Here is a 20,308-nt window from a genome sequence, read left to right as displayed (position 1 = left end):
GCAATGCAGTTTTTCAGGAGTCTGATCGAGCAAAGCCTTGAGCGCACCCGTGAGGCAACGCTCGGTGTACTCGGCATCAATCACCCAGGCCTGCGTCGTCACCTGAGTGACAGTATGGTGAACACATTGGGAGCCGATGGCTGCTTCCTGGCGCCGCCGGTATTCGAGCATACCTTTGGCTGGCCGGAATCGGACCTGCGTCTGCAAGATCTGCAACGAGAGGGCCTGCTGTCGGCCAGCTTGCTAGATACACTGGCATCTGCACCTGCCTACCGATTCCCGAAAACGGCGTACCCCTATGTCCACCAGCTAAACGCTTGGCGCACTCTACTCGATGAAACACCACGTTCGGCGGTCATCACCACTGGTACCGGTTCGGGCAAGACTGAATGCTTTATGGTGCCGATTCTTGAGGATTTGATCCGGGAACAAGAGCGAAGGGAGGCAGCCTTAGTGGGTGTTCGGGCTTTGTTCTTATACCCGTTAAATGCCCTGATCAATTCCCAGCAGGAGCGCCTCGACGCCTGGACTCGAAAATACGGCAGCAATATCCGTTTCTGCCTGTACAACGGTAAAACGGAAGAGCGTACCGACAAGGTTCGCAAGGAGCAGCAACAGAAGCCTAACCAGATCCTGTCGCGCGAACTGTTGCGCGAGGAGCCGGCACCAATCCTGATGACGAACGCCACCATGCTGGAGTACATGCTGGTGCGTCAGGTCGATAACCCGATCCTCGAGATTTCCAAGCAGCAGCAATCGTTGCGCTGGATCGTTCTCGATGAGGCACACACCTATGTCGGCTCCCAAGCAGCCGAAATGTCTCTATTGTTGCGTAGGGTAGTCCAAGCCTTCGGCCAGCAATCCGAGAAAATTCGATTCATCGCCACATCAGCGACCATTGCCGCGACCGATGCGAAAGAACGACTAAAACGCTATTTGGCGGACCTTGCGGGCGTTCCGATTGACCAGGTAGAAGTAATTGGCGGCTCGCGTGTCTGGCCTGACCTTGAGTTTGATTCGCCAAGCAGCAATACCTCTTTGCAAGCTATCAGGGACATCGAGCCGGAAACGGCAGTGTCTGCTGCACGCTTCGAGGCCCTATGCAATAGCAACATCGCCAGGAGCCTGCGCCGTGCGGTAGTGAGCCCCGGCCCCCCCCTAGATCTTGATGACCTGATTAGCGCTGTTTCTAACCAATTACAGGGAGGCACCCGCCTCGAGCAACAGCAGGAGGTGCTCGATTGGCTCGATACCATGACCGGCACTCATCCGGCCAAGCAGCAGCCTCCGTTCCTTAAGCTGCGAGTCCATCTGTTCCAGCGCATGCTGCATGGGCTCTGGGCATGCGTCGACCCACAGTGCAGTGCCAAATCCGCTCATCTGCAGGACTGGCCCTTCGGTAATGTCTATGTGACCCAGCGTGCGCGCTGCGAGTGCCATGCCCCAGTGTATGAATTGGGTTTCTGCGACGACTGTAAGACGCCGCACTTACTGGCAGAGGATCGCAATGGCGAACTGCATCAGCCCAGCCCTTACGCTGGTGATGAGTTCGCCCTTAATCACGATGTCGGTAGCGAAGACGCGCCAGTCGAACTGCTGACAGCGAATGCCATGGGTACACGTTTGATCATCGCCGGATTGCCAGCGGCGCATGAACCCTATTTCTCGATTAGCCTCGATCTGGAAAGCCACAAGCTGGGAGTAGTTAATGCTACCCGCAACATTGGTATTGTGCTCACCGAGGAAAAAGACTGTTGTTGCAGCCACTGTGAAAATTCGTCATTTGGCACCAGCGACTTTCTGAGGAAAGCCTACCTCGGTGCACCGTTCTACATCGCCAACGCCGTACCGACCATTCTGGAATTCTGTCCCGACCCCGACAAGGAGGATTGCGAAGGCCGCTCACCCGAAGAGCTGCCGGGGCGCGGGCGCAAGCTGATCACTTTCACCGACAGCCGCCAGGGCACTGCGCGCATGGCGGTGAGGATGCAGCAGGAAGCGGAGCGCTCGCGGCTACGCGGGTTGGTCTTCGAAACACTGAGGAATGCGCAGTCCAAGGCCGATGCCGCTCCTAAGGACACCCCCAGCGGCAACCCTGCCGAAATGTTGACCCATGCAGAAAACCTGGAAAAAATAGGCATGGCTGCCATGGCGGCAGAACTGCGTAAGCAAGCTGAGCTTTTGCAGAACGGCGCAGCACCTGCAAATCAAGCCGAAATCATTCCTTGGCCGCAGATGGCCGACACCATCGCAGCAGCCAGGGATATCGACAAGTTCATCCTGCGCTACAACCGCTATGCCAATCCTGCGCTATTCGATGGCAGCGAAGGCGGTCTGACCATGGCGCGCCTGCTGCTGGCCCGCGAGTTCTCCCGGCGCCCCAAGAACCAGAACAGCATGGAAACGCTGGGACTGATCAAGGTCGGCTACCATGGGCTGGAGAAAGTGACGACAGCTCCATCGCTGTGGGTCGATACCCGCGCCATCCCTGCAACAGGCGATGTTAATGCCCCCAGAAGCCCTCTGACGCTGGATGACTGGCGTGACTTCCTCAAGGTGGCGCTCGACTTCTACGTTCGGGAAAACACCTTCATCCCAATGGAAAATAAGATGCGTCGTTGGATGGGCAGCCGCTTCAGTCCCAAGGCGCTTTACTCGCCCAAGAGCGACGTGCAGGAAAGCAGCACCATCCGGAAGTGGCCGCAAATCAAGCCGGGCACGCCCCACCGCCTGGTCAAGCTGCTCGAACTAGCGACCGGCCTGAATCGCACCATGAATGCAGATGCCGACAAGATCAACAGCTGGCTTGAAGCGGCGTGGCTGGCACTGGTCAATGCCGGCATTCTGGAGTCCGCGGATACAGGCCATCGTTTGCGTCTGGAAACCCTCACCTTCTCACTGCCTACAGAGGGCTGGGTCTGCCCATTGACCCGGCGCATATTCGATACCACTTTCCGTGGTCTGACACCCTATCTGCCGCAAAAACTACTGGACCAGGATTACCGTTGCCAGAAGATCCAGCTTCCTGCCCTGAGCGTCCTGATGCCGGACGGCTCCCCGGTGCCTAAGCAGGTGCAGATACGTCAGCTGGTCGCGAGAGCCCCAGCCATTGCCCAGCTGCGCCAGGAAAGTCTGTGGACGGATATCAGCGACCGCACGGTCGAGGGTGGCTTCTACTACCGAACAGCAGAGCACTCGGCGCAGCAGTCGGCAAAACGGCTGGATGACTATGTCGAGGAGTTCAAGCGCGGCGATATCAACGTGCTGAACTGCTCCACCACCATGGAGATGGGCGTGGATATCGGCGGTATATCCGCCGTGGTGATGAACAACCTGCCGCCACATCCGGCCAACTATCTGCAGCGCGCGGGTCGCGCTGGTAGACGTAACGAGGCACGGGCTATCGCCTATACGCTGTGCAAGGCCGATCCGCATAACCAGCGCGCCTTCGCCACTCCCAAATGGCCGTTCGTGACTGCCATTCCGGCACCGAGCATCACACTTAGCTCTGCGCGAATCGTGCAGCGGCACGTTAACTCGTTGTTGCTGGCGCTATTCCTGCGCATGCACAGCAGTAATGATGGCGACCGTACCAAGCTGACCCTTCACTGGTTCTTCGCTCCAGAAGACTCACCCAGTCAAGAGTTCATGGCCTGGCTCACGGCAAACCCAAATGAGTTTGACAGTGCAGTGAAGCAGCTGGTGCGCGGAACCTGCCTGGAGGGTCGCTCGCTCAGCTCGATCACCGGCGAAACTCGGCTGGCATTGCGCGACCTCGAGGAGCGCTGGCTGGGCGAGTATCGCAATATCAACCATAAGCTGCAGGCCGCCAGCGACGGGCCGTACAAGAAGGCCCTGGCGCTGGAGAAGCAGCGCCATGAGAACGAGTACCTGCTGCGCTATCTGGCATCGTCTGCATTCCTGCCGGGTTATGGCTTCCCGACCGACGTGGTGAGCCTCAAGACCTACAACGTCGAGGACTTCCTGCATCAGCAGCGAAAAAGCGATGCCAGTCGCGAGGACAGTATCTTTGACAACAAGGAAATGCCTTCGCGCAGCCTGAACATCGCCATTCGTGAATATGCCCCTGGCGCCCAGGTGGTGATTGATGGCCGCGTCTACCGTTCTGCCGGTGTCAGCTTGCAGTGGCATGCCGACGGGCAGGTCAACGAAGCGCAGAAATTCGATATCGCCTGGCGCTGCCCAGAATGCGGTAACACCGGCGTGATCGAAAACGCCTATGCAAATAACGAGGGACTGTGCTGCTCGCACTGCACGACCCCCATTCCACTCGGCGAGCGCCGCATGGTGCTGCGTCCGGGTGGTTTCGTAACTGACTTTTACGAAGAAACCACCAACGACGTCACTTCGCAGAAGTTCATCCGCGTCGAACGACCGCGCATCCAGTTGCACGGCGAAAGCATCTCGCTACCCGACCAGCGCTGCGGCTTTGTGCGCTTTGGCCATGATGGCAGCGTCTTCCATCATTCTTCCGGCGAGCATGAAAAGGGTTATGCCGTTTGCATGACCTGTGGACGTGCGGAGTCCATGCTCGCCTCAGGCGAAGTGCCCAAGGATATGCTGCCCGATAAAGCTCACCGCCCGGTTGGCGGATTGGCCGGCAGCCGCAAGGAGCGCGACTGCTCAGGCGAAGCAGTTAAGGCCAATCTGCATCTGGGCTACCAGATTCGTACCGATGTGCTGGAGATCTTCCTCAAGAATCCGATGACAGGCGAATGGTTGCCCGACACAGCCAAAGGCCGTTTGATCGCGACAACTCTTGGCGTTGCTATACGCGATGTGATTGCCGAAAAGCTGGGCATTGCCAGCAGTGAAATGGGCTTCAGCCATCGCCTTGATCGCGACCGGGACAGTGGGCAAGGCCGCTCCGCAATTCAGCTTTTCGATGATGTCAGCGGGGGAGCTGGCTTTGTGCTGGCTGGCCTGGGTGACATTCCTCAGCTATTGGCTGAGGCAAAGGAGCGTCTACGCTGCCCGGCCAACTGTGAGAACGTCTGCTCGCACTGCCTGGCCAGCCAGGACAGCCGGGTTGAGCGTGAGGAGCTCGATCGCAAGCTCACACTGCAGTGGTTGAGCGAGTCTCAACTGGTCGAGCACCTGGAGCTTCCCGATATATTTTCGGGACTGCACGGCGCGCGCCACTGTTCGGTTGGTCCTCTGCGGGAGTTGAGTTCCGCCATCAACTCACTGGATCGCCGCGATCAGACTGCGTTCATCTTGGTATGCCTGCACGGTGATCATCAGGATTGGGATTTGGACCATCCTCGCGTCAGGGAGCAGATATTGACCTGGGCTATTGCCGAACGACTAAAAGTGAGAATTGGAATTCCTGATCCGGCATCGTTGGGCGTGGAGCAAAAGGACACCTTGGCACTGCTTACCCGCTTTGGCGTTGAGTTGACTGAACTGCCAACTGAAGCGTTGCATCCACCCCATTTGGTTGTCCAAGTGTCATCTCAATCCGGTGTGCGGAGCTTTTATAGCAGCATTAGTAGCGTCGCTGTGCCTGGACCCGATTGGCTTCAAGGCCATGCAGATGCGGTCTGGGTTACCAGCAAACTGATGCCTGCTGTGACTGGAAATACCATCGCCAGTGACACTTGGAATCAGCATCCACAAGGCGCGCGCATAGTCGAAGTCACCTCGGAACTCAACGGCCCCGTAGAAAACCTAAAAAAACGCCTCGCTACGCTTATCGATGCCCAGATGCCGGAGTTGGCCTCCCTGATCGCCAATGACCAAGCCGTCTCCATCAGCTACTCTGATCGTTACCTGAAGTCGCCTTGGTCACTGATGCTTCTGACCAGCTTCCTCGAGCTTTTCCGAAGTAAAACGCTTCAGTCACTGTCTCTCCATACTTTAGCGCCGAGCGGTAGCCAGCCGAGCTTTCTGCTCAGCCATGATTGGATGAGAGCAGACGACCAAGAGGCTATTCTCGAGCTCTGGCTGAAGAGCCAGTTCGATTTGCTGCCGGACATCAACGTCATGAACAGCCCCCGCGATCTGCTGCACTCTAGAGTAATCACGGTGAACTGGGCGTCGGGCAAGACCAGCAAGATCCTGCTGGATCAAGGCATGGGATACTGGCGTGCTCAGATGCCCTACCGAGATCAGATGCATTTCGACTTCAACGCATCACCTGACAAACAGGCTTTGCAGATGCTCGATAAATTTTCATGTGCCCTCATGCACCAAAGTGGAGATTGGCCGACTTATATAAGCTGCTCAATAAGCTGAGTCATCCAGATGATGGACATAAAAGATCTGCTGCGGTCAAAGCCCGGCTTCACACAATAATAGAACTATTCAATAAGGGAGGATGAGCATGATTCAAGGTGCTCGCTGCTTGCCGACTCAACACTTAACCATTCGGGTACCTTGGCACGATTCGGGCTGGGCTGGCACCTTCTGCAATGACTGCACGGCCAACACCTGTTGTACTGTGCTGCCACGAATCGCTACGGGTCGCGATGATGCCTTTGAGACAATGCATGCAGGGAAGAGCATTGAGGGCTTAGACCGATCCCAACACCCGCCCTGCGTGGATGAGCATGGTACCTTCATGGCCAAGTTCCCGCTCTCGATGCAGAAGAAGCACCCCTACACGGAAATTGCCAAGACCACCCATGGGCACTTTACCGACACTCCGTTCACGATCCGACCTTACTCGGTAGCAGGCATTCCGTTTCGGTGGATGTTGCGCGAGCAGGTGGAGGGCAACAAAAAGGGGGGCGTTAACAGCCTGAAGGAGGCTCTGCAGTTGGGCTATCAGACTGAACGCGAGCCAGATCTCACGACTAACAAGAACTGGGAGAAGGACAAAAAGACCTGGGTTCAGGAGGGCACCAACCAGCGCATTATCCTTGACACATTCTTCAGCGTAGCCAAGCCGAATGACTCGTTGGTCTTCTTCTATGCCAAGCGCACGCCGATGCTGGATGATGCCCGCCGCGTGATCATTGGCGTGGGGCGAGTCAAGTCGGTAAGTGAGCCCGTCGAATATCACTACAGGGATGGCCATAAGCCGAAGAGCAATATCAGCGGCTACCTGTGGGAGCGGAACATCGAACACTCGATTCGCCCCAAGAGCTCGGATGGCTTCTTGTTGCCATACCAACGATTGCTTGAGGCAGCAGATGCAGACGAATCCATCGACCTGGCTACCTGCACGGCATTTGCGCCGGATGAGTATTTTGGGAGCTATTCCTACGGAACGGAGCATCTCGCGCATGACGGTGCCATCGCCTCCCTGCTGGCCATTGAGAAGGCCATCAAGGCGATGCGTCAGTATCTGGCTGATGAGCCATGGTCCGAGCATCTGGCTTGGATCGATCGGGAACTGAACCGGCTGTGGGAAGTGCGTGGTGCCTTCCCCGGTCTGGGGGCCGCACTGAACGCCTTCGGCTTCCCACATGGCAACTTGTTGGCTTGGTACCTGTCCAGTCAAGGCGACGAAAAGCTCGATCCGTGGCCTGCGTTAGCTGACGTGCTCAAGAAGCCTGACAGCCTGCCGAGCTACCTGCGCGATGGCATAGGCGACACCTTGCGCAAGAAGTGGGAGAAGTTGCCCGCAGAGCGCCGCGCGCTGTTGGTGCTGATAGCCAGGTTTAACCTTAGTGATGCGCAAGCCTTGCGTTGGTACCAGCCCACTGAGCGCGAGAAGGCTGGCGTCAATCTGAGCGACGCAGCAATTCTGTCCAACCCATACCTGATCTACGAGGACGATAGGCTGCAAGTTGATCCCGTAGCTTTTGAGATCGTCGACCGGGGCGTGTTTCCACCGGAGTCTATCCGCGCCTTGTTCCCATTACCGAAACCCAGCCTTGTGCGCGAAGCCATTGACGCGCGCAGGGTGCGCGCGGCCATGTTGCTGACGCTGGAAGAGGCCGCTCGCACCGAAGGGCACACTTACCTGATGGCGACGTGGGTGATTCAGAGGATTCGAGACCGCGCGCTGCAACCCGACTGTCCTCTGGACATGGACACGCTCGAGATCATGGAAGATTGTCTGACTTCCATGATCGCAACCATCCAGGTCAAGGACGGGCTCAAGGCATTCCAGTTGGATCGCTACGTTGAGACCTCGACCCTGATCAGGTCCAAGATCACCAAGCGCCAGAACCGCAAGGCAAATTCTGGGGAGCACAACTGGTCTGCACTTGTAGATGCGGCCATTGATGCGACGAATGACAATAGAACTCCCAAGACGAAACCGAGTGCCCGTGATCTAGCAGCTCGGAAGGAAAAGTCGGCAGCCCTGGAGGTGCTCTTCAAGTCTGGCATCTCTGTTCTCATGGGGGCTGCTGGAACAGGCAAGAGCACCTTGTTGAAGGCGTTGTGCAGCATCGACAGCGTGAACAAAAAAGGCGTCCTGCTGCTTGCGCCGACTGGCAAAGCGCGTGTCAGACTGGAGCAGGCGAGCGGCATGAGTGGCCAAGGAAAGACCGTTGCGCAGTTCTTGAACCGACTCGACCGCTACGACGCCAAGACTGGGCGCTACTACGTCAATGATGACGCCGACCGATCGGCCATGCACGCTACTGTCATCATTGACGAATGCTCCATGCTGACGGAGGAACAACTCGCGGCGTTGTTGGATGCAGTGGAGGGTGTGGACAGGCTGGTGTTAGTTGGCGATCCCAAGCAGCTCCCACCCATCGGTGCGGGCCGGCCGTACGTGGACATCGTGAATTTCTTGAAGCCGCACAACATAGACAGCCTGCGTACCAGAGTGGCCGGCAGCTTCGCGGAGCTGACCGTCACGATGCGTCAAGGCGCCGACGAGGGCGTCGTGCGTGAAGACGTGCTGCTCGCGCAGGCCTTCAGCGGTCGACCACTGGATGCCGGTGCCGACGAAATTTGGGAGACCGTTGCGTCCGGAAAGTCGAACTTTGTGAAACTGGTTCGGTGGAACAAGCCAGACCAGCTTCAAGCGTTGCTGCTAGACGAGCTTCAAACCGAGTTGAAGCTGAAGTCGATCACTGACGAAGTGACCTTCGAGGAGTCTCTGGGGGGTGTTAGTTCGGAGTTCGAAGGTCGCTCAACGGTGTGGTTCAACACTCAGTACAAAGATCGCGCGGGCGCTTCTACGAAGGCGGAGGCGTGGCAGATCCTCTCGCCGATCAAGCAGTACCAGGCGGGTGTCAGCGCCATCAACCGCGCGCTACAGCAGCAGTTCAGGAAGTCGTTCCTGAAGATGGCCGCTCAAACGGGCTGGACGAAGAAGATTCCGAGCCCCGCTGGGCCAGAGGGAATCATCTATGGCGATAAGGTGATCAACGTCATCAATAAGAGTGGGCGTGACACCTACCCGGAAAAGGAGGATGCATACGTCGCGAATGGCGATATCGGTATCGTTACGGGGCACCGCAAGACCAAGGCGAGGAACTGGTCGCCGTATGAAGTCGAAGTTGAGTTGGCCTCGCAGCCCGGCTTTGCCTACAAGTACAGGCCCTGGGAGTTTGACTCCCAGGAAAGCACGCCGCCCCTTGAGCTGGCGTATGCCCTGACGGTTCACAAAACACAGGGCAGCGAGTTCGGCAAGACTTTCGTAGTAATCCCAAACCCGTGCCGAAATTTGACCCGGGAGATGCTCTACACCGCGCTGACACGCCAGAGGGACAAGATCGTCATTCTGCATCAAGGGGACTTCAGGGATCTGTTGCACTTCAGCCAAGAGGCTGCGTCAGAGATCAACAGACGGATGACGAACCTATTCGTGCCTTCTTCGCCGGTGGAAATCAAGGTTCGAAACAAGTCGGTCTTCCTGGACGAGAAGCTGATCTACCTGACGGAGAACGGCGACCTGGTTCGCTCAAAGTCCGAGTGGATCATCGCAGACAAGCTCAAGGCCGCCGGCATCAAGTACCAGTACGAGCAGCCGCTGATCTTGGACGGTATTGAACGCTTGCCAGACTTCACCATCCGAGACGAGGACGACGGCACAGTCTGGTACTGGGAGCACAACGGTATGCTCTCAGATGGTGAGTACAAGAAGCGTTGGGAACGCAAGGAAGCGGCCTATCGCAGAGCAAAGATTTTTCCGCCTACGGAGCCCACGAAAGATGATGACAGAGCTGGCACGCTGCTGGTAACCGAGGAGCGCGAAGGCATTGGTTTGGATCTAAACGCAATACTTGCCAACATCAATCTCATACTGGGCCGCGCCTGATGGAAAAGGCATATTAGGCAGCCCCAGTGTTCATTATGCCTCGTTCACCCATGCCGCTTCACCAGATCTCGCGGGCAGGCAGCCGCGGCATCAGGGATCGCGGTACGAACTTGCGCTTGCTCGCAAACATTCAGTGGGCGGGGTGCTTTTCCTGGGAAAATGGTTGGCGCGCGTGGATGAAGAGGCTCCGTCAGAAAGCTAGCGGTTAGATAAATGCGTCTCATTATCGCACACGGTTAATGATCGCTAGACAAGTCTCGTTCAAACAAACCGTTATATCAACGGCGCAAGCTTTGCGGCCAACAGCTCCAAGGCTTCCCTTCGTTCATCGAAGTAGTCGTGCCGGTTATAGATTCCTTCTACGCCTTTGATCGAATGATTAAGGCAGCGTTCGGCCACATGCCCGGGAACACCGAGCGATGCCAGTAGGCTCCGACAAGTACGTCGGAGGTCATGGACAGTGAAGTGCTCAAGATCCCCCATTTTGTTTTCGGGTTGTACGGCTCTGCCTGGCTCCCGGCCAAACAGTTTGGATATCGCCCGATTCAGGGTGTCCGAGCCCATGTGGGGCGCTTTGCTCGCTCGTCTGTTTGGGAAAACATAATCAGAGCCAAAGGCGCGCACCTTGAGTTCGTTTAGCCATTGAATAGCCAAATCGGGTAGGGGAATGTCAATGGCTACACGGGACTTACTGCGTTCCTGGGGTAAGTACCAGACCTTTTCTTCCAGATCGAACTCACTCCACCGCGCTTCGGTCAGCTCGCCTTTTCGGACTCCCAGCAAGACCAAAAGCGCACAGGCCAAATAGTTGTCTCGGGTGAAGCTATCTGATTCTTCCCTGAATTTCTTAAAGATGAAGGCAAGCTCGTCGGTTGTGAGGGCTCTGTCTCGGCTCTTTTCTATGCCGCCAGCATCATTCACGGAGAAAGCGAAAGCAGGGTTGTAGGAGATGATGTCCAGCTTGATGCCATGGTTAAACAGCTGCTTACAGTACATCAAAGCATCGTTGGCAACCGCTGGCCTATTGCTGTCTGCAATGTTCCGCAAGACCTGCCTGATGTCGCGCCCGGTAACCGCCGCTGGCTTCATCTGCCCAATCACAGGGGCGATTTCTTTCGTGTAAACGCGAAAGGGAATGTGGTGGTGTTTCAGGCGTTTGACATTGCCTTCATGCCAGTCGTTGAAAAGGTCATCTACGCAGATAATTGAGCCGTTCTCGGCTCTTCTCTTGGCAACAAGGAGGTCCAGACCTTCGCGTAGCTGCTTCATTTGCAAGGCGGCTTTTATGCGAGCGTCTGCGAGCGATAGGTCCTCTACCTTGCCCAGCGTCATTTCTTTGCGCTTGGCGTTGGATGTGTAACGCAACATCCAATGCGCACGACCTCTTTTAGGTACGACGAGGTAAAGGCCGTTGCCATCAGCGAAGCGTCCAGGTTCCCCCCGGATTTATGCACTGACGGCCTTACTTGTAAGTTCTGCCATAACGCACTCCAAATGTACCCACCACAATCCTTGGCGAGATCAGCGATGTACCCCCCATTATACCCACCGATTTTTTGTTGATAGTGGTGGGTACCAGTTGAGTTGCATGGAGTTCGTTTCTTCTAAAAATATTGATTTTAATGAGGAAATTGACTTCGGTTGACCTCAATAAACATCATTCGATGTTCTGCGCCTGCTCCCGCATCTGCTCAATCAACAACTTCAAGTCAATCGCCGCGCGCGTTACTTCAATACCTGCTGCCTTTGACCCCAGCGTATTGGCTTCGCGGTTCATCTCCTGGAACAGGAAGTCCAGCCGCTTGCCTACGCTGCCGCCCGGGCTTTTACCTTTGCCAGTTCCCGCGGCTTTGGCCTCGCCGGTCGTCAATACATGCGACAGCTCGTGCAGATGCGATTTCAGCCGAGACAGCTCTTCGGCGACATCTACCCGCAGCGAAAACAATGATGTCTCTTGGGCGATGCGAGCCGACAATTCGGCGCCTGAAATCTGCGCAAAGCCGCCTGGGTTTGCCGCTTCAAGCGCCTCGCGCAGACGCGCGGCCAGTTTGGACTTGTGGTCGGACAGCATTTGGGGCAGGGCGGTTTCAACCTCGGCCACAATGTCGTTAATCGAGGCCGCGCAATCAAGCATCATTTGCGCCAATCGTGCACCTTCGCGTTCGCGGTTGGCCTGCATGTCTGCCAGCGCGGCTTCTAGCGCCTGTACCGACAGCTGTGTCCATACTTCGGGGTCAAAACCTTCGGCGTCGCCAGCACCGGAGCCTTTGATCAGTTCAGCCAGGGCAGGCGAGGGTGTTTCGGGCAAAACTGCGCGGGCTTGCGCCAGTTGTTCGGCCACCGTCTGCAAATAGCTTGTATCCAGTGCCTTGGCCGTTTCGCTGCGGGTACGGGTATACGACAGCCGCACCTCAACCTTGCCACGCGTCAGTTGTTGCGACAGTCGTTCGCGCAGGGCACCTTCGGCAAAGCGCAAATCGTCCGGCATCCGGAACGTCACGTCCAGATAGCGGCTGTTAACGCTGCGCACCTCTAAAGAGGCCAGCCCATCGGGGCCTTCGGTGCGGGCATTGCCGAAGGCGGTCATACTGCGAATAGTCATGAAAGTATCCTGTGTTGTGGTTCGTGGCGTGCGCTGAAATGCTTTAACATTGACGCTTCTTCTGTGTCTGCCCGGGTCGTTGCCGTGCTGTGCCGTTGCCGGCCCGCAATGCCCAACTTCAAAGGAATACACTTTTGTCCGTCACTCAAGCCGCTCGCCCGTCGGGTCGCGAGGTTAATGCTCTGCGCCCATTGTCTATCGTTACCGGTTTCACGCGCCATGCTGAAGGCTCGGTGCTTATTAAGGCCGGCGACACGCATGTCTTGTGCAACGCCAGCGTTCTTGAAAAAGTACCGCCCTTTTTAAAAGGCCAGGGTCAAGGTTGGGTTACCGCCGAATACGGTATGTTACCGCGCTCCACGCACACCCGTTCCGATCGCGAAGCCGCGCGGGGCAAACAAAGCGGCCGCACTCAAGAAATTCAGCGCCTTATCGGCCGCAGCCTGCGCGCCGTGTTCGACTTGGAAGCCTTGGGCGAACGCACCTTGCACCTGGATTGCGACGTTTTGCAAGCCGACGGGGGCACACGTTGCGCCAGCATTACCGGCGCGTGGGTGGCTGCGGCTCTGGCGGTACGTACCTTGCTTAATAACGGCCTGGTCCAGCGCAACCCCATCAAAGATCACGTAGCCGCTGTGTCGGTGGGTTTGGTCAACGGTCGCCCGGTGCTTGACCTCGATTACCTTGAGGACTCGGGGTGCGACGCCGACATGAATATTGTCATGACCGGCAAAGGGCAATTTGTCGAAGTGCAGGGCACGGCAGAAGGCGAAACCTTCGATCGCCCAACGCTCGATGGCCTGCTCGACTTGGCCACTGTGGGTGTTGCGCAATTGGTCAAGTTTCAGCAGCAGGCGCTCGACTTGGCCCAGTCAAAAGGGTAAAGACATGCAAAAAGTTGTATTGGCCTCGAACAACGCCGGCAAGCTCAAAGAGTTCTCTGAAATCCTCGCGCCTGCGGGAATTCAGATGGTGCCCCAAGGTGAACTTGGCGTACCCGAAGCCGACGAGCCTTTTGGTACGTTTGTCGAAAACGCCTTGGCCAAAGCCCGGCATGCCAGCAAACTAACCGGCTTGCCGGCTTTGGCCGACGATTCGGGCCTGTGTGTAGACGCGCTGGGCGGCGCGCCGGGTGTGTATTCGGCGCGTTTTGCCGCGCTGAACGGCTTTGAAAAATCAGACGCCGCTAATAATCAGTATCTGGTCAGCCGGCTGGCCGGGCAAAGCAACCGTAAGGCGCGGTATGTGGCAGTGTTGGTATACGTTAGTTCGGCCAGCGACCCTCAACCCATTATTGCTGAAGGCGTTTGGCCAGGCGAAATCATCGACGCGCCAAAAGGCGGCAATGGCTTCGGTTACGACCCTCATTTCTATTTGCCGACATTGGGTAAAACCGCGGCCGAGCTGTCGGCGCAAGAAAAGAACCGTGCCAGTCACCGCGGGCAGGCTTTACAGCAATTGTTGCCCCGGTTGGCTAATCGGCTCGGGCAGTAATTTTTATGCGCACCATTATTCCCATACAGCCGGCAAACTCGTCGGGTAGCTTTGCCAACGCCGTGCCAGCTGGGTCCACGTTGTCGGCAGGTAGCGGCATTGCACTAACCAGCTTGCCCCCGCTATCACTGTATGTTCATGTGCCCTGGTGCGTGCGCAAATGCCCTTATTGCGACTTCAATTCGCACGAGCTTAAAGGCGAGCTTCCCGAAGCCGAATACCTTTCGGCCTTGCAGGCCGACCTGGAACAGACGCTACCCTTGATTTGGGGCCGCCCGGTTGTGTCGATATTTATTGGCGGTGGTACGCCCAGCCTGCTGTCGGCAAAAGCGCTTGACCAAATGTTGGCTATGTTTCGCGCCTGTCTTACCGTTTTGCCCGGCGCCGAAATTACATTAGAAGCCAACCCCGGCACGGCCGAAGCAGGTCGTTTTCGCGATTTTGCCGCGAGCGGCGTCAGCCGTATCTCGCTGGGTATTCAAAGCTTTAATAATGCAGCCCTGAAGCAGTTAGGGCGTATTCACGATGCCGACCAGGCGCGCGCTGCCATCGCCATGGCGCAAGCGGCCGTACCCCGGGTTAATTTAGACCTGATGTTTGCGTTGCCCGACCAAACTCTGGCCCAGTGCGATGTCGACCTGACTGAGGCGCTGACGTTCGGCACCGAGCATTTGTCGCTGTACAACCTCACGCTTGAACCTAATACGGTATTTGCCAAGTACCCGCCCAATGTCCCGTCTGACGACGACGCGGCGATCATGCAAGATCAGGTCGCTGCCACATTGTCAGCGGCCGGGTACGAGCGCTACGAGGTATCGGCATATGCCCACCCGGGCAAGCGCTGTCTGCATAACCTTAACTACTGGGAATTTGGCGATTATTTAGGCATTGGCCCGGGCGCCCACGGCAAGCTCTCGTTTCACGATCGCATTATCCGGCAGGCCCGCCTGAAAAACCCGGCCAGCTGGATGACGCAGGTGCACCAGCGCGATGGCAGTCATTTGGCGCAAGACGACGTCGTACCCGCGCAAGACTTGCCTTTCGAGTTCATGCTCAATGCCTTGCGTCTGCGCAGCGGCGTTAGTGCCGCCACATTTACCGAACGTACCGGCTTGCCGGTGTCGGCCATTGGCCCGGCCGTCGATCGCGCTGTACGCAAGGGCCTGCTGGTCGACGACCCCACACGCTTTCAGGCCACGGCGCTGGGCTGGCAGTTTCTAAATGACCTGCAATCCGAATTTTTGGATTAATGTGTAAAAACGGTACAACCGCACCGTCAAACGCACCATAATAGTGCGTATGCACCAATGTGATTCATTCGTCGCCACGGCAGCAGGCAAATTTATTTATCCGTGGTGCATTTCCCATCCATTTTGGCGACTTAAAAGTTGGCACGCTTATTGCTTGTATAGGCGTACGCTGTATCGAATTGTTGACCCCTAATTGCTCAGGAGTTCTTATGTCCACCCCAGAAGATGTTGTGAAGTTCATTGCAGACAAGGAAGTCGCCTTTGTGGACTTTCGTTTTACCGACACGCTTGGTCGCGAGCACCACATGACAGTGCCCGCCCATACGGTCGATGAAGAAAAACTCGAAGCCGGTCAGGCTTTCGACGGTTCTTCTATTTCGGGCTGGAAGGGCATTGAAGCTTCCGACATGCTGCTGATCCCCGATGCCAAATCGGCGCGCATGGATCCGTTCCGCGAGGAAAACACCCTTATCCTGACTTGCGATGTCGTCGAGCCTTCCGACCTTAAAGGTTACGACCGCGACCCGCGCTCGCTGGCCAAGCGCGCCGAAGCCTACCTTAAGTCCAGCGGCCTGGGCGATACCGCCTACTTTGGTCCCGAACCCGAATTTTTCGTTTTTGACGGCATTACCTGGAACGACGATGCGTCCGGTTGCTTCGTCAAGATCAAGTCTGAAGAAGGTTCATGGTCGCGCGGCCTTGAGCTTGAAGGCGGTAACCTGGGCCATCGCCCCAGCGTCAAAGGCGGTTACGTGCCTGTGCCCCCGGTCGATTCTTTCGCCGACATGCGCTCCGAAATGTGCTTGCTGCTCGAACAGCAAGGCGTGCCCGTTGAAGTGCACCACCACGAAGTAGCCGGCCCCGGCCAGCTCGAAATCGGCACCAAATTCAGCACGCTGGTCGAGCGCGCCGACTGGAACCAGATTTTGAAGTACACCATCCATAACGTTGCCAACGTTTACGGTAAAACAGCCACATTCATGCCCAAGCCTATCGTGGGTGATAACGGTTCGGGTATGCACGTTCACCAGTCCATCTGGAAAGACGGTCAAAACCTGTTTGCCGGTAACGGTTACGCTGGTTTGTCTGAATTCGCCCTGTATTACATCGGCGGCATCATCAAGCATGCACGTGCGCTTAACGCCATCACCAACCCCGGTACCAACTCGTACAAGCGCCTTGTGCCGCACTACGAAGCGCCCGTCAAGTTGGCTTACTCGGCCCGTAACCGTTCGGCGTCCATCCGTATTCCTTACGTCGGCAGCCCCAAGGCCCGTCGTGTCGAAGCGCGCTTCCCCGATCCTTTGGCCAACCCCTACCTGGCGTTCTCGGCCCTCATGATGGCCGGTCTGGACGGTGTACAGAACAAGATTCACCCCGGCGACCCAGCCGACAAGAATCTGTACGACCTGCCGCCCGAAGAAGACGCAAAAATCCCGACCGTTTGCGCCTCTCTGGAAGAAGCTTTGGCTGCACTCGATGCCGACCGCGAGTTCCTGACCCGTGGTGGTGTGTTCAGCAACGACATGCTCGATGCCTATATCGACCTGAAAATGGCCGAAGTCACCCGCTTGCGCATGACTTCGCATCCGGTCGAATTCGACATGTACTACAGCCTGTAAACCGGGCAGGGTGGATCGTGACATGACGCACCCCGAAAGTTACGATCTGCTCGCTACCGCAGTTTTGCTGCTCGATGGCAAAGGCCAGGTGGCCTTTGCCAACAGCAGCGCCGAAGAGTTGTTCGGCGTGTCGCGACGCCAAATGCAGGGCGTCCCTGCGCAGGCGTTGTTTCATGCCGACGAGGCGCTGGCGCATCGTTTTACCGACGCCCTGGCGGGCCGATTCGGCATTTTGCGTCAAGACGCCGCCATCCGAACGTCAACGGGGCAGAGCGTACCTGTCGGCTTGGTGCTGGTGCCGCTTGAACATCAGCCTTGGGTGGCGTTGCTCGAAGTCCGCAGCCTCGATCAGCACGACATGCTCGATCGCACGCTTCAACTGACCAAAGAGCTCAATATTCAACGCGAGTCGCTGCGCAACCTGGCGCACGAGGTCAAGAATCCGTTGGGTGGTTTGCGCGGCGCGGCACAACTGCTCGAGGTCGAGCTCGACGATTCGGCACTGCGCGAGTACACCCGCGTTATCGTGGCCGAAGCCGACCGGCTCAGCAGTCTGATTGATCGCCTGATCGCGCCGCAAGGCGATACGCTGGTGCGTAAGCCCTTCAATATTCACGAGGTCTGCGAGCGCGTGTACACGCTGGTCAGCGCCGAGTATGCGCAAAAAATCCAGTTTGTCCGTGACTACGATGCCTCTGTGCCCGATGTTTTGGGCGACTTGCCGCGTCTGGTACAGGCGTTGCTGAATATCGCCCGCAATGCCTGTCAGGCACTGACCGAAACGCCGGGTACAGCACCGCCGCGTCTGGTGTTTCGTACCCGAATTGGACGTCAGTTGGTGCTGGCCACCCGGCCGGTCAAGATGGGCGTCATTGTTTCCGTGATCGATAACGGGCCTGGCGTGGCGCCCGATCTTCACGACAAAGTTTTTCATCCGCTGGTGACGGGTCGTGCCAGCGGGAGTGGTTTGGGGCTCAGTCTTGCCCAGGAATTTGTGCAGCAACATGGCGGGGTGATCGAGTTCGATTCCCACCCGGGTCATACCGAGTTCCGTCTGATACTGCCGTTGGAGTAGTTTATGAAACCTGTCTGGATAGTCGACGATGATCAAAGCATCCGCTGGGTGCTCGAAAAGGCCCTGGCCCGTATGTCGATTCCGACGCAGTCGTTTGCCTGCGCCGACGACATGCTCGAAGCCTTGGGTCACGATTCACCGTCGGTGCTGGTCACCGATGTGAGAATGCCGGGCAAAGACGGGTTGACGCTGCTGCAAGAGATCAAGGGTCAGCACCCCGATATGCCGGTGATTGTGATGACGGCCTACACCGACCTGAACAGTACCGTAGCCGCGTTCAAGAAGGGCGCCTTCGATTACCTGGCCAAACCGTTCGATATCAACGATGCGGTGTCGCTGGTGCAGCGCGCCATTCCGCCCGAACCTGTGGCTCCCGTTGCGGCAACGCCCGCCCGGGCCGAGTCCTCCGATGCGCCCGGACCGGTCATGATGAAGTCGTCGTCAGTGGCCATGCAGGAAGTTTTCCGCGCTATTGGGCGGCTGGCGGTATCGCCCGCAACCGTGCTTATTACCGGCGAGTCGGGTACCGGCAAAGAACTTATCGCGCGGGCCTTGCACCAGCACAGCCCTCGTGCCGCCGGGCCTTTTGTGGCGCTTAATGCGGCGGCCATCCCCCGCGACTTGCTTGAGGCCGAACTGTTCGGCCATGAAAAGGGCGCCTTTACCGGCGCCACCCAACAGCGGCGGGGCCGCTTCGAAGAGGCGCACGGCGGGACACTCTTTCTGGATGAAATCGGTGACATGCCTTTCGAACTGCAAACCCGGTTGCTGCGCGTTCTGGCCGAAGGCAGTTTTTATCGGGTGGGCGGTTCGCAGGCCATCAAGGTCGACGTGCGTATTGTTGCGGCAACGCACCAGCCGCTCGAGCAACGGGTGGCTCAAGGGCTGTTTCGTGAAGACCTGTTCCACCGGTTGAATGTGATTCGGCTGCGCTTGCCGCCGCTGCGTGAACGAAAAGAAGATATCCCTGCGCTGGCAGAGCTCTTTCTGCAAAACAGCGCCCGCGCGCTGGGTGTTGCCCCGCGTCGCCTGACCAGCGCGGCACTCGAGGTGCTTAGGGCGTTTGATTACCCTGGCAATATCCGGCAGCTCGAAAACTTCTGCCATTGGCTTACCGTCATGTCTTCCGGGCAAGTGGTCGATGTCAAAGACCTGCCGCCCGAGGTCGCCCAGGCAAATATGCAGCGCAATGCCTCGTCGAGCGAGAGCTCGTCAGCGTCTGTTGCGCTTGCTGCGTCTGCAGGCTCAGGTCCTCAAAGCCAGCCCCCCGCTGCAGGCGACTGGTTGAGCTTGTTAAGCAAAACCGCCCAAGACAAACTGGAACGTAACGAGCCGGCCATTATGGCCACGCTGACGCGAGAGTTCGAGACTGTGATGATAAGTACAGCGTTACGCCATTGCCGTGACCGTAAAGCCGAGGCCGCGCAACGTCTGGGCATAGGGCGCAACACCCTGACACGCAAGTGCCAGGAACTGGGCATTAGCAGCGTCGACTGACCTTAAGCAGGTAAATGCCAGGCTTTGGTTATTAGCAGCGTTACTGATACGCCGCGGGCCAGCTGCCCGCGCCCGGGCTCAGCGCCGTGCGCGGCTTAAGGCCCGGCAAGCTTAATCTTTATTCCGCGTATCGTGCTTCATGATGCGTTCTTTTTCGCGCGCCCAGTCTTTGTCGCGCGAGGTGTCGCGCTTGTCGTGCAGTTTTTTACCCCGTCCAAGGCCAAAGTCCAGTTTGATACGTCCGTTTTTATAGTGCAGGTTTAACGGCACCAGGGTGTAGCCGCGCTGTTCGACCTTGCCAATCAGTTTGCTGATTTCTTCGGCGCGCAGCAGCAACTTGCGCGTGCGGGTATTGTTGGGGTGAACGTGGGTAGAAGCCGTTGCCAGCGGGCTGATGTGCATGCCCACGATAAAGATTTCGCCATCGCGCACAATGACGTAGCTTTCTTTAATTTGAACATGCCCGGCCCGGATCGCCTTGACTTCCCAGCCCTCGAGCACAAGCCCGGCTTCGAAGCGGTCTTCAATAAAATAATCGTGAAAGGCTTTGCGGTTGTCGACAATGCTCATTAGGGT

At 57.2% G+C, this 20,308-nt stretch carries 11 protein-coding genes; 8 read left to right on the top strand and 3 right to left on the bottom strand.

Annotated elements, in window-relative coordinates:
- Positions 1 to 3: 3 nt before the first annotated feature.
- Both GTU67_RS06110 and GTU67_RS06105 read left to right on the top strand, forming a co-directional pair.
- Positions 4 to 6,258, top strand: a complete 6,255-nt coding sequence (locus tag GTU67_RS06110) for a DEAD/DEAH box helicase (protein WP_185779212.1) — start codon at positions 4 to 6, stop codon at positions 6,256 to 6,258.
- Positions 6,259 to 6,583: 325 nt separating this feature from the next.
- A complete protein-coding gene (locus GTU67_RS06105) occupies positions 6,584 to 10,192 on the top strand; it encodes an ATP-dependent DNA helicase (protein ID WP_185779211.1) in 3,609 nt (1,202 codons plus the stop codon).
- A 273-nt stretch (positions 10,193 to 10,465) separates the two neighbouring features.
- Here the strand turns inward: GTU67_RS06105 and GTU67_RS15575 are convergent, their stop codons facing one another.
- Both GTU67_RS15575 and GTU67_RS06095 read right to left on the bottom strand, forming a co-directional pair.
- Positions 10,466 to 11,638 (bottom strand): tyrosine-type recombinase/integrase, encoded by a 1,173-nt coding sequence (locus GTU67_RS15575; RefSeq protein WP_346726992.1) that lies wholly within the window; start codon positions 11,636 to 11,638, stop codon positions 10,466 to 10,468.
- Between the two features lie 211 nt (positions 11,639 to 11,849).
- Positions 11,850 to 12,794, bottom strand: coding sequence for a YicC/YloC family endoribonuclease (locus tag GTU67_RS06095; RefSeq protein WP_185779210.1), 945 nt, complete (start codon positions 12,792 to 12,794; stop codon positions 11,850 to 11,852).
- 134 nt (positions 12,795 to 12,928) lie between these two features.
- On the opposite strand from GTU67_RS06095, the gene rph reads away from it, so the two are divergent.
- The 6 genes from rph (at position 12,929) to ntrC (ending at position 19,732) form a co-directional block, all read left to right on the top strand.
- Complete coding sequence (gene rph, locus GTU67_RS06090; RefSeq protein WP_185779209.1) at positions 12,929 to 13,678, top strand: ribonuclease PH; 750 nt, start codon at positions 12,929 to 12,931, stop codon at positions 13,676 to 13,678.
- A gap of 4 nt (positions 13,679 to 13,682) precedes the next feature.
- Positions 13,683 to 14,288 (top strand): RdgB/HAM1 family non-canonical purine NTP pyrophosphatase, encoded by a 606-nt coding sequence (rdgB, locus tag GTU67_RS06085; RefSeq protein WP_185779208.1) that lies wholly within the window; start codon positions 13,683 to 13,685, stop codon positions 14,286 to 14,288.
- Between the two features lie 5 nt (positions 14,289 to 14,293).
- Positions 14,294 to 15,538: a radical SAM family heme chaperone HemW gene (hemW, locus tag GTU67_RS06080; RefSeq protein WP_185779207.1), complete on the top strand. Its 1,245-nt coding sequence runs from the start codon at positions 14,294 to 14,296 to the stop codon at positions 15,536 to 15,538.
- A gap of 209 nt (positions 15,539 to 15,747) precedes the next feature.
- On the top strand, positions 15,748 to 17,160 hold the full coding sequence (gene glnA, locus GTU67_RS06075; protein ID WP_123660641.1) for a type I glutamate--ammonia ligase: 1,413 nt from the start codon (positions 15,748 to 15,750) through the stop codon (positions 17,158 to 17,160).
- A gap of 22 nt (positions 17,161 to 17,182) precedes the next feature.
- On the top strand, positions 17,183 to 18,235 hold the full coding sequence (gene glnL, locus GTU67_RS06070) for a nitrogen regulation protein NR(II) (protein ID WP_185779206.1): 1,053 nt from the start codon (positions 17,183 to 17,185) through the stop codon (positions 18,233 to 18,235).
- Positions 18,236 to 18,238: 3 nt separating this feature from the next.
- Entirely contained in the window at positions 18,239 to 19,732 is a 1,494-nt protein-coding gene (ntrC, locus tag GTU67_RS06065; protein WP_185779205.1) for a nitrogen regulation protein NR(I), read from the top strand.
- Positions 19,733 to 19,843: 111 nt separating this feature from the next.
- On the opposite strand, the gene smpB is transcribed toward ntrC, so the two are convergent.
- A complete protein-coding gene (smpB, locus tag GTU67_RS06060; protein ID WP_093970109.1) occupies positions 19,844 to 20,302 on the bottom strand; it encodes an SsrA-binding protein SmpB in 459 nt (152 codons plus the stop codon).
- Positions 20,303 to 20,308: the final 6 nt, after the last annotated feature.

Origin of the sequence: Pusillimonas minor (assembly GCF_014237865.1) — a bacterium.
GTDB classification, from domain to species: domain Bacteria; phylum Pseudomonadota; class Gammaproteobacteria; order Burkholderiales; family Burkholderiaceae_B; genus Neopusillimonas; species Neopusillimonas minor.
The sequence above is the reverse complement of the archived record's forward strand: the minus strand, read 5'-3'. Positions and strand labels throughout refer to the sequence as shown.